Annotated in this window: 11 protein-coding genes; all 11 read right to left on the reverse strand. The window is 64.2% G+C overall.

Annotated elements, in window-relative coordinates; translation table 11 throughout:
- Nucleotides 1–16: 16 nt before the first annotated feature.
- On the reverse strand, nt 17–868 hold the full coding sequence (locus K5R33_RS08805) for a winged helix-turn-helix domain-containing protein (protein WP_220748663.1): 852 nt from the start codon (nt 866–868) through the stop codon (nt 17–19).
- 116 nt (nt 869–984) lie between these two features.
- The gene (locus K5R33_RS08810) at nt 985–2331 is read right to left on the reverse strand and encodes a sigma-54-dependent transcriptional regulator (protein ID WP_220748664.1); all 1347 of its coding nucleotides are present in this window, start codon (nt 2329–2331) and stop codon (nt 985–987) included.
- 4 nt (nt 2332–2335) lie between these two features.
- On the reverse strand, nt 2336–2461 hold the full coding sequence (locus K5R33_RS19040; RefSeq protein ID WP_255576269.1) for a hypothetical protein: 126 nt from the start codon (nt 2459–2461) through the stop codon (nt 2336–2338).
- 2 nt (nt 2462–2463) lie between these two features.
- Complete coding sequence (locus tag K5R33_RS08815; protein ID WP_255576270.1) at nt 2464–3732, reverse strand: c-type cytochrome; 1269 nt, start codon at nt 3730–3732, stop codon at nt 2464–2466.
- Between the two features lie 6 nt (nt 3733–3738).
- A complete protein-coding gene (locus K5R33_RS08820) occupies nt 3739–4956 on the reverse strand; it encodes a formate dehydrogenase subunit gamma (RefSeq protein WP_220748665.1) in 1218 nt (405 codons plus the stop codon).
- 95 nt (nt 4957–5051) lie between these two features.
- Nucleotides 5052–5645 (reverse strand): formate dehydrogenase FDH3 subunit beta, encoded by a 594-nt coding sequence (gene fdh3B, locus K5R33_RS08825; RefSeq protein WP_220748666.1) that lies wholly within the window; start codon nt 5643–5645, stop codon nt 5052–5054.
- A 14-nt stretch (nt 5646–5659) separates the two neighbouring features.
- Complete coding sequence (locus K5R33_RS08830; RefSeq protein WP_220748667.1) at nt 5660–8557, reverse strand: formate dehydrogenase subunit alpha; 2898 nt, start codon at nt 8555–8557, stop codon at nt 5660–5662.
- Nucleotides 8558–8683: 126 nt separating this feature from the next.
- A complete protein-coding gene (locus K5R33_RS08835; RefSeq protein WP_220748668.1) occupies nt 8684–8881 on the reverse strand; it encodes a twin-arginine translocation signal domain-containing protein in 198 nt (65 codons plus the stop codon).
- 95 nt (nt 8882–8976) lie between these two features.
- Nucleotides 8977–9582, reverse strand: coding sequence for a TorD/DmsD family molecular chaperone (locus K5R33_RS08840; RefSeq protein ID WP_220748669.1), 606 nt, complete (start codon nt 9580–9582; stop codon nt 8977–8979).
- An 11-nt stretch (nt 9583–9593) separates the two neighbouring features.
- The gene (locus tag K5R33_RS08845; protein WP_220748670.1) at nt 9594–10193 is read right to left on the reverse strand and encodes a DUF3306 domain-containing protein; all 600 of its coding nucleotides are present in this window, start codon (nt 10191–10193) and stop codon (nt 9594–9596) included.
- Entirely contained in the window at nt 10190–10756 is a 567-nt protein-coding gene (locus K5R33_RS08850; RefSeq protein ID WP_255576271.1) for a DUF3305 domain-containing protein, read from the reverse strand. The genes K5R33_RS08845 and K5R33_RS08850 overlap by 4 nt, the downstream gene beginning before the upstream one ends.
- Between the last annotated feature and the right edge of the window lie 30 nt (nt 10757–10786).

The following is a 10786-nucleotide window of genomic DNA, read 5'->3' on the forward strand; positions in this document are numbered from 1 at the left end:
AAAATATGCAAAAACGCTAGTCCACCAACCGGTAGCCAACCCCACGCACCGTCTCGATCACGGGTGGCCGGGACTTGTCGGGGTCAAGCTTCTTGCGAAGGTTGATGATGTGCTGATCCAAAGCGCGGGAGTTGGGCATGAAGTCCCGGCCCCATCCCGCGTCGTAGAGTTGGTCCTTGGTGACGACCTCGCCCCGTTTCGTTTGCAGGAACGCCAACAAGCGGACGTCTCGGGGCGTCAACGAAACCTCCAGCGTGCCACGGCGGGCGCTGTGGTGTTCGGGCACCAAGACAAGATCGTCGTCGGCCGTATCCGCATCCCTCACCCGATACCGCCAGGCCAGCACCAGGCTGACCAGTCCCGCCCCGATGAGCAGGCCAATGGTCCCCCACCCTGGGCCTGTCAGCGACACCTGTAAGACGTCCTGTAGTGCTCCGCGATCATAGATCAGGCAGAGCCGTGGCGCGGGCTGACAATAGAGCAATTCTTCGCCGTTGCGGTCGTAGGCCGACCAACTCGCTTGAAAGTCGCCAGCCGTGAGTTGGGTGAGATCCTGGAGCGTGTCCAAGGGCAGCTCAAAGCGCGTCGGCGCATAGGTGCCCGGGCCTGGGTAGACAACCGAGCCCGTGGTCGACCACGCCACCGCTTTCAGAAGGGACGGGTCCTGGATCAGTAAGAAGCCGACGCGGTCTGGGCGGTCTTGAACGTCATGGAGGGCGCGGGCGTCGGCCATACCCTTTGCCGTGGCCTGGATCCAAGGATCATGGGTCACCCAAAGGCCCCCTGCCCCCAACAGGCAGAGGCACCCAATCACCAAAAGCCAAAGTCGTCCCATGACGTCAGAATGCACGACCACCGGCCATTTCATATGAGACATTCGTCAAAGCTGATGCGCCGTCGCCCAGAACAGGCGAGACTTTGCAAAACGCTATCTTGGGATAGCGGGGCAGCGACTAGGGACCCGATCTCTCAACCGAAAACGGGTCAGCCCCAGGCCGCCATCTTCCGGTCGATGGTCTTGCGCGACACCCCCAGGCGGCGGGCTGCTTCGGCCCGGTTCCCATCGCATTGGTCGAGGATGTGCAGGATATGCCGCTGCGTGACCAGATCGAGGTTTTCGATGGCCTCGTCCCCTGTCACCGCGCCGGACCCTGCAAATTCCTCCGGGAACTCGCCCAGGATGACCGAGCGTTCGATCAGGTTGCGCAGTTCCCGGACGTTCCCAGGCCAGTCGTAGCGGCGAAGCCGGAGCAGCGTTTCATCGTTCAGTTGAAGGGCCGGCATTCCCAATTCGCGCGAGAAATGGCGCATGAACATCGCCGTCAACTCCACGATGTCCTCGGCGCGATCCTTGAGTTGAGGGACCCTAATCTGGACCACGTTTAGCCGGTGGTAGAGGTCCGCGCGGAACCGCCCCTGGGCGACCGCCTCTTTCAGGTCGGCGTTTGTCGCAATCAAGAACCGCAGCTTGAGCGGCATGTCCCGCTCCGCGCCAACGGGGCGGACGCGACGGTCTTCCAGGACACGCAACAGGGCGGCTTGGACCTGGTCGGGCATCTGCGCCACCTCGTCCAGCAGTAGGGTGCCACCATCCGCTAGAAGGAACAGCCCGGGTCGCAGGCGCCCCCCCTCCTCGACCTGACCGAACAGTTCCGCCGCGATCCGATCCGGCGAGATAGCGGCGCAGTTGACCGCCACAAACGGCAGGTCCGCGCGGTCCGATTGGGCATGAAGGCTGCGGGCGGCGACCTCTTTGCCGACGCCAGAGGGGCCGGTGAACAGAACCGAACTGGGCAAGGGCGCCAGCTTGGCCAGCATGTCCCGCACCTCTGTGATCGCCACGGATGTCCCCAAGAGGTCCGTGCCCGTATCACCCGCCCGCAAGGCATGGCGCAGCAGGGAATTGTCCCGGCGCAGGTGTTGCCGATCCAGCGTGCGCGACAGGGCACCCAGGATCTGATTGGCGCGAAACGGTTTGAGAACGAAATCCCCGATCCCGGCCCGCATGGCGGCAATGGCGGTATCCAAATCGGCATAGGCCGTCATGAGGATCGTTTCGGCAAAGAACCCCTTGCGGCGTTGATCTGCCACCCAATCGATCCCCTTGCCGCCGGGCATGACATTATCGAGGATGACGATGTCGTATTGCGCCTTGTCCAGGATCTCGCTGGCCTGTTGCGGGCCATTCGCCTCGGCCACGACGGCGACGCGGGGCGCGAGGATCTTACGCAGGAAATGCCGCATCCCCGGCTCGTCATCGACAATCAGGATCCGCGCCGCGGCCAAGGCCTCGCCGTAGTCATCCACATCCGAGATCGGAGCGGGCATCATGGCGTCAATCCAGCCGCACGTTCGGGCCGGATTGGGTGTCCTGCACGGAAAACCCGAGCTCGCCCAAAACGAACCAGGCGCCGACGGCGATGACGACGGTCGCCACAAGGGCGGTTGTGATGGCTTTCATGTTCAGTCCTCTGTCGTAGCGGTCCGCAGATAGGCGATCAGGTCGATCCGATCCTGTGCGGCCGCAATCACTTGCATGGGCATTTTGGAGCCCGGGATGTAGTGGTCCGGCCCTTCATCGAACAACGCGTCGATGGTGGTGTCGTTCCAGATGATATCCGACCCCGTGAGGGTCGGGGAATAGCGATAGTCAGGCACAGTCCCCGCCTGCCGTCCGAACACACCATAAAGCGTCGGACCGGCCTTGCGCGACGGTCCAGCCGTCAAGGCATGGCAGATCGAGCATTTGCGCATGAACTGCCGCTCGCCGTTGGGCATGGTCTCCGCCTGGCGCAGAAAGGGGCGCGTCTCGGCCCCGATGGCCGGGTCGAAGTCATCCAGCAAAGCGACGGGCCAGGCGTATATCACATCGTCAATGCCGCCCGCATGGATCGTGCCGCCGTCCTTGGAATAGGCCAGTGCCCAAACCGGACCCTGACGCGTAGCGCGAAAATCCTGGGCGATCCGCCACGCCGCGCTGTCGATGACCATGATGTAGCCATGGCCGTCCCCCACGGCGATCCGGTCGGTCGCAGGGTGATAGTCCATGGACAGGATCGGACGGCGTTCCAGGCTGAAGTCCTTTATCTGGGCGCCAGTGGCAAGGTCGATGACGCGCGTGCCCCCGTCGACGGCCCCATAGGCCAACCAGCCGTCCCCGACGATCATTTCGTTGATGCCAAACCCGTGGGTGACGAGCACACCCTGGGCCGTCGCAGAGGCTACGTCCCAGATGCGGATCGTCCCATCGGAAGACCCGGAATAGAGCGTGGCCCCATCGGATGAGAACGCGACGGTGTTCACACCCTGGCCATGGCCGGACAGCGTCGCAGTGACGTCGCCCCACAACCCAATCGTTCCGTCCCAAGACGCCGACGCCAGGACCGCGCCATCAGGGGTGGCTGCCAGATGGGCGACCTTGCCTTGATGCTGGCCGATCACCTCGGACGTGGAGTCGCGCCAGCGTCGAACCGTGAAGTCATCGGCCCCAGACACAATGCTGCCGTCGCCTGGAAACAGGACCGCGTTCACGGCAGCCCCATGCCCGTCCAGCCAGGTGGGCCGGTCGTTCGACCAGAGGCCCACGGCATTGTCGAAGGACGCGCTGGCCAACTGACCAGACGCGGAGACGTCCAACCCCATGATCGGGCCGCCATGGCCCTTGTAGGTCGTGAACTCCTGCGCCGAGGCGACCCCGGCGCAGAGCATCAGGCAGATCGTGAGGGCCTTCACCGAGGTTTACTCCGCCGGAGTGGCCCGCGCGCCCGCTGGGGCCTCCGCCTCCTTGGCCTTCACTTCGTCAAGCCAGATCGAGTGGTGCTCCCGCGCCCATTGCTCCTCCACCTGGCCGGAGCCCATGGCGTCGTAGGCGCCCTCCATGCCGAGGCTCCCGATGTAGATATGGGCAATGATGATCGCCATCAGAACGAAACTGACAATGGCGTGCCAGGCCTGCGCCAGTTGCATCTCAGTGTGGGGCGCCAGGGCCTCGGGCAAGGGGCCGTAGCCGACCATTTCGCCCACACCGACCTGGTTCAACAGGGCAAAGGTCTTGGCAAACATCGGGATCTCGAACGGGAACAGCAGCGACAGACCCGACAGCGAGATGGACCCGCCGAGGATCATGACCGACCAGAATATCACCTTCTGGCCCGCGTTGAACTTTTTGGCGGGCGGGTGGCCGCCGCCGAACAGACCACCACCGCGCAGGATCCAGACCACATCGTGGCGGGACGGCAGGTTGTGGACGACCCAGAACACGAAGGCCATGGCCAGACCGACCATGAACGCCCAAGAGACGTTGTTGTGGATGAACTTGGCGCCAATGGCCACGGGCGTGAAGGCTTCGTGCCCCACCAGGGGAATGACAACCTTGCGCCCAAACAGGACCAGCAGGCCGGTTAGACCTAGCAGCACGAAGCTGCCCGCCATCAACCAATGGGCAAAGCGTTCGATGAAGGCGAACCGGAGCACGGTGCGGCCCGTCTTTTCGCCGTCGATCATCACGCGACCCCGGAGCAGGTAGAACACCAAGAGGGCAATGAGCGTCCCGCCCAGCAGGTAGGCGCCGTAGGTCTGAAGCGGTCCTTCGCGGAATTGCAGCCAAGCCATGCCGCTGTCTTGGACGAGGATGCCCGCAGCAGGCCCGTCATTGGACACGGACACATCAGCGGTCCCAAAGCGCAGGGCGCGCCACAACTCGGGGTCAGACGCACCGCCCAGGGTCCCCAATTGGGCGGCCATTTCAGCGGCGGAATCAGGGTCGCCGGTGTTGGCCCGACGCTCGGCATGGTCGATGGCCTCGCCGCGCTGGCGGGCGAGGATATCTTCGAGGGTTGGCGCGCCACCCGTGGCGGAGCGGTCGATCGCGGGGGCCTCGGCCTGCTGCGCGAAGGTGGGCGCGGCGAGGGTCAAGGACAGGAATAGCGTAAGCGTGAGCGCCAGGAGGCGGGTCATGGGACGTCTCCGAATGTCTCTGAGGGATGGCGGGTTCAACACCGCCTTACGGATAGGAACGACGGGGGCCGCAATCGGCCCCCGTCTGAGCAGCATCAGCCGCCCTTTTGCTCATAGGCGGTTCCCCAGCCCCAGGCGCCCGAGCCGAAGCCGCGGGCGACCACGCGCTCCCGGTAGATGCCCGACACAACGTCGCCATCACCGGCCAGCAGGGCCTTGGTGGAGCACATCTCGGCGCAGATGGGCAGCTTGCCCTCGGCGATCCGATTGCGGCCGTACTTCTGGAATTCGACGGTGGAATGCGTCTCTTCTGGGCCACCGGCGCAGAAGGTGCATTTGTCCATCTTGCCGCGCGACCCGAAGTTGCCCGCCTGCGGGTACTGCGGCGCGCCGAAGGGGCACGCGTAGAAGCAGTAACCACACCCGATGCACAGGTCCTTGGAGTGCAGGACGACGCCTTCTTCGTTCTGATAGAAGCAGTCGACCGGGCACACCGCCATGCAGGGCGCGTCCGAACAATGCATACAGGCCACGGAAATCGAGCGTTCGCCCGGCTGTCCGTCCTGGATGGTCACCACGCGGCGGCGGTTGATCCCCCAAGGCACCTCATGCTCGTTCTTACAGGCCGTGACACAGGCGTTGCATTCAATGCAGCGCTCGGCGTCGCAGAGAAACTTTGCTCTAGCCATTCTCTCTCTCCTCCTTACGCGACACTGATCTTGCAGAGAGTCGCTTTCGTCTCCTGCATCTGGGTCACAGAGTCGTAGCCATAGGTCTGGGCGGTGTTGGTGGATTCACCCAAGACATAGGGATCTGCCCCATCCGGGTATTTGGACCGCAGGTCCTCGCCCTGGAAATGACCGCCGAAGTGGAAGGGCATGAAGGCCACGCCCTCGCCCACCCGCTGGGTGACCATGGCCATAACTTTGACCTTGCCGCCCTCGGGGCCTTCGACCCAGACCTGCCCGCCATCGCGGATGCCCAGGTTGTTGGCGTCCCGTGGGTTGATCTCCACGAACATGTCCTGCTGCAGCTCTGCCAGCCAGGGGTTCGAACGGGTCTCATCGCCGCCGCCCTCATATTCGACCAGACGGCCGGAGGTGAGGATGATGGGATAATCCTTCGAGAAGTCCTGCTTCTGGATCGAGGCATACATGGTCGGCAGCCGGTAGAACTTGCGATCCTCGTAGGTCGGATAATCCGCCACGAGATCCCGCCGGTTCGTATAGAGCGGCTCCCGGTGGACAGGCACCGGATCGGGGAAGGTCCAGACGACCGCGCGGGCCTTGGCGTTCCCGAAGGGCGCACAGCCATGCTTGATCGCCACCCGCTGGATGCCGCCCGACAGGTCGGTCTTCCAGTTGGTGTTGGCACCGGCAACCGCGTCGATAGCGGCCCGTTCCTCGTCGGTCAGATCGCCGTCCCAGCCCAGGTCCATCAGCATCTGCATGGTGAACTCGGGGTATCCGTCCTGGATTTCAGATCCCACGCTGTAGACGCCTTCGGCCAGCAGGTTGTCGCCGTCCCGCTCCACGCCAAAGCGCGCACGGAAGGTGAGACCACCCTCGGCCACCGGCTTGGACATGTCATAGAGGTTCGGCGTGCCCGGATGCTTCATCTCGGGCGTGCCCCAGCACGGCCAGGGCATACCGTAGTAATCCCCATCGGCCGGTCCACCGATCGCCTGCAACGTGGTGCGGTCGAAGGTGTGCTGGTTCTCCATGTGGAGCTTGATCCGCTCGGGGCTTTGGCCGGTGTAGCCCACCGTCCACATGCCACGATTGAACTCGCGCGTGGTGTCCTCGATGTTCGGGGTGATCCCGTCGTCTTCCAACGCGATGTTGCGGAACATCCGCTCGTGGAAGCCGAACTTCTTCGAAAACAGGCCGATGATCTCGTGATCGGGCTTGGATTCAAAGAGCGGGTCAACCACCTGCTCGCGCCATTGGATGGAGCGGTTGGAGGCCGTCACAGAGCCGTAGGTCTCGAACTGCGTGGCCGCCGGCAACAGGTACACCCCGTCGGTGCGGTCATGCAGGATCGCGGAAACGGTGGGATACGGGTCGATCACGACCAGCATGTCCAGCATTTCCATCGCCTTTTTCATCTCGGTCTGACGGGTCTGCGAGTTGGGCGCGTGGCCCCACAGAACCATGGCCCGGACGTTGTTCGGCTGATCCATGTTGTCGGCGTCTTCAAGGATACCGTCGATCCAGCGCGACACCGGGATCCCGGTGAGGTTCTGGAGCGACTTCTCCTTGCCGTCGGCGCCGGTCGTCTTGGCGAACTGACCCGCCAGCCAATCGGCATCCTCTTCCCAGACGCGACCCCAGTGGCCCCAAGCCCCAGCGGACAGGCCGTAGTAGCCCGGCAGCGTGTGGGACAGGACGCCCAGATCGGTCGCACCCTGCACGTTGTCGTGGCCGCGGAAGATGTTGGTGCCGCCACCGGCGGTGCCCATGTTCCCCAGAGCCAGCTGCAGGATGCAGTACGCGCGGGTGTTGTTGTTGCCGTTGGTGTGCTGCGTACCACCCATGCACCAGATGACGGTGCCAGGGCGGTTGTTGGCAAGCTGCTGGGCCACGCGGCGCAACTGGCTGCCGGGGGCGCCGGTCACACGCTCGACCTCTTCGGGGGTCCAGTTCGCGACTTCCTCGCGGATCTGGTCCATGCCCCAGACACGGGTGCGGATGAACTCTTTGTCTTCCCAACCGTTCTCGAAGATGTGCCAGAGGATCCCCCAGACCAGCGCCACGTCGGTGCCGGGACGGAACCGGACGTATTCATCGGCATGGGCCGCGGTCCGCGTGAAGCGCGGGTCGCAGACGATCAGCGGGGCGTTGTTCTGTTCCTTGGCGCGCAACACGTGCAGCAGGGACACCGGGTGTGCCTCAGCCGGGTTGCCACCGATGATGAAGATCGCCTTCGACTTGTGAATGTCGTTGTAGCTGTTGGTCATGGCGCCGTAGCCCCATGTGTTCGCAACGCCCGCAACGGTGGTCGAGTGGCAGATCCGGGCCTGGTGGTCCACGTTGTTCGTGCCCCAATAGGCGGCGAACTTGCGGAACAGATAGGCCTGTTCGTTGTTATGCTTGGCCGAACCCAGCCAGTAGACACTGTCGGGGCCGCTTTCGTCGCGGATCGACATCATCTTGTCGCCGACCTCTTCGATGGCCTGCTCCCAGGAGATACGGACCCATTCGCCGTTCTCTTTCTTCATGGGATACTTCAGGCGGCGCTCGCCGTGGGCGTGCTCCCGCACGGAAGCGCCTTTGGCGCAGTGGGCGCCCAGGTTGAACGGGCTGTCCCAGCCGGGCTCCTGACCCGTCCAGACGCCGTCGGCCACTTCGGCCACGACCGTACAACCAACCGAACAGTGGGTGCAGACCGATTTCCGCAACTCGACCGCGCCGGTGGCGGCGGTGGCAGCATTGGCCTGAGTTACCGTGCCGCCCGTGGCGGCGATGGCCGTCAGCCCCCCAATGGCCAGACCGGATCCACGCAGAAACGCGCGGCGGTCGACCGAGGCGGTGGCCACGTCAGACAGGATACTTGTCCGCTGGGGGCGTCTCGCAACCCCATTGGTCTTTTTCCGCAACATGGAGATGTCCTCCCTTGCACGGACCTTTCGGCCCGCTAGCTAGGTGATCGACGGGATCGGTCGGGCGTCACGCAACCAGTCGATCCAGTCAGCGCTGCCCGGCCCACCCGGACGGCGCGGGACCCGTCAAAAACGGGCGGAGTCGAAATAGGCGCGGGTATGCGCCGTGTCTTGCATCCGTTCGGACGTCAGATCGGGTTCGGCCGGTGCGGCATCAGCCGCCGATCCGGTGGCCACCGCAACCGCTGCCACGGGTGCGGCCGTACCGGCCAATTTCAGAAAACCGCGGCGGCTTGTATCAGCACCGGTGTCTTTCTGGGTCATGCGAGAGTCCTCCTCTCTGGTGGGTGGCGGTTGCCCGCCGGGCACGCGGATCGCTCCGCGCGGGTGAACCGGGGCCTGCCAGCCCCGGAATGCGGTTAGGCCCCCAGTCGGAAGGCCTCGGTCTCGATGTCCATGAACGCCCGACCAACGGTGCCAACCGGGGCGTAGAAGACCGAGTTCTTGGCCCCCTCCAGGTCGGCAAAGAAGTGGCTGGCCCATGGCGCGATGTGACGGTTAAAGAAGTCCCGCTGCGCCTCCAGCGGAGCAGGCGGGCCAAAGCGACCGACGATCATAGCCGCCATCATCTCCATGAGGCTGGCGATGTTATCCTCGGGCTCGAACACAGTCTCGGCCCGGGCCAGACCACGAGCGGTCATGTCCTGGCGCAGGGTGGCGAGGGGCTTCTCGTTCAGAAAACCGGTCAAGTAGTAGGACGCGTAGGGCAGAAGCTCCCCTCGGCCCAGACCGATGAACAGCCGGTTATACTCGCTCTGCACGGCCTTGGGCTTGGACACTTTGGCCACCCGCGCCAGGGTCGAGATGGCCTGACCCAAATCGCTGTCATCACCGCTGAGGCTGGCTGTTTGGGCCAACAGCATCTCATCGGCGGGCTGGGCCAGGATCACACCCAGGAAGTTATACAGATCCGCGCGCAGGCGGTCTTCTTCGCGGATGGCGATGTCGGCGGCGGCGTCTGTCATATCATCCTCATTCATGCTGGGGTGCCGGCGACCGAAAACCGCATACGCCGCGGTAGAACCGGGGCGGGGGTATCCTCTGGCGCGGCGTAGGTCGGGGCGGGCTGTGGCGCTGCCATGGGGGCGGCTGCAACGAGTTCTTCGGACGTCTCTTGAGTCACCTCTGGCGTATCGTCGGGCGCATCATCCGGGGCGGGATCGTCCTCAACCACCTCAACCGGGGCGGGTGTTTCGTGCAGCAGGGCTTTCAACATCCCCTTACCGACTTGATAGGTCGTGGCCATGTTCTCGACCACAGTGGCCGCGTCGGTGAAGTCTTCGCCGTAGTCCACGAGGCCGTCCAGGTTCGCCAAGACCGGGTTCAACCGCCACATGCGCCGCAACGCCCGCGACTTGAGCCGCGCTGGCATCGTGTCCGTCAGGAACTTGCGCAAGACCGCTGGATCATCGGCGTCCTCTGGGACGGGCAGATCGAAATGGGCCAACACCTCTTCGTCGGTCTGCGCCTCCAGATCGGCGCGATCCGCATCGGCGGCCCGGACGGCGACGGCTTCCACCTCGGCGGTGGCCTCCGCCTCAACGGCGGCTTTGCGGCGGGACCAAAAGTCGCTCATTGCAGGCGCCTCCGCTTCAGGGTGGGCGAGGCGTAGATATCCGCAGCCTTCGCGATCCGCTCATCGCCAATCCCGTCCTGGGTCAGGTCGACCCGCTTTTTGTCGCGGCGGCGCTTCACAAAGACCTCATCCGCGTGGTGCGCCTCGACGAACTCCCGCACGAAGGCGATCAAGCTAGCAGGCATCGGCACCTTCTCAACGATCTCTTCGCCGCTGTCGGTGTAGTCTTGCGCCTCATACGGGGACGCCGTGACAAGGCTCACGTCCAACGGACAGTCTGCGCCAGGGGCTTGGCGCATGATGATGTAGACTGCGGGGACCTGCGCGCTCAGCCCGTGCAGATAGGCTTCGGTCTCGGCGCCATGGAGTTCAAGCAGCGGTGTCGCGGCGTGGTATTCGGTCACCTCGCCTTCACTGCGCAAAACGCGCCATTCGGCGGGACCTGCGCCCGGCAAGACCGCACTGGCCGTCCATACCCAGGGCACCCAGCGGGTCACGCCGGGGCTACGTCGCAGAACGACGCCAATCGGAAGGCTCCGATAGGCTGCTGGGTTCTTGATCAATGCGATCTCTCCTCTACGTCCCTCTGTGGC

Source organism: Jannaschia pagri (assembly GCF_019655435.1).
Taxonomy (GTDB): Bacteria; Pseudomonadota; Alphaproteobacteria; order Rhodobacterales; family Rhodobacteraceae; genus Jannaschia; species Jannaschia pagri.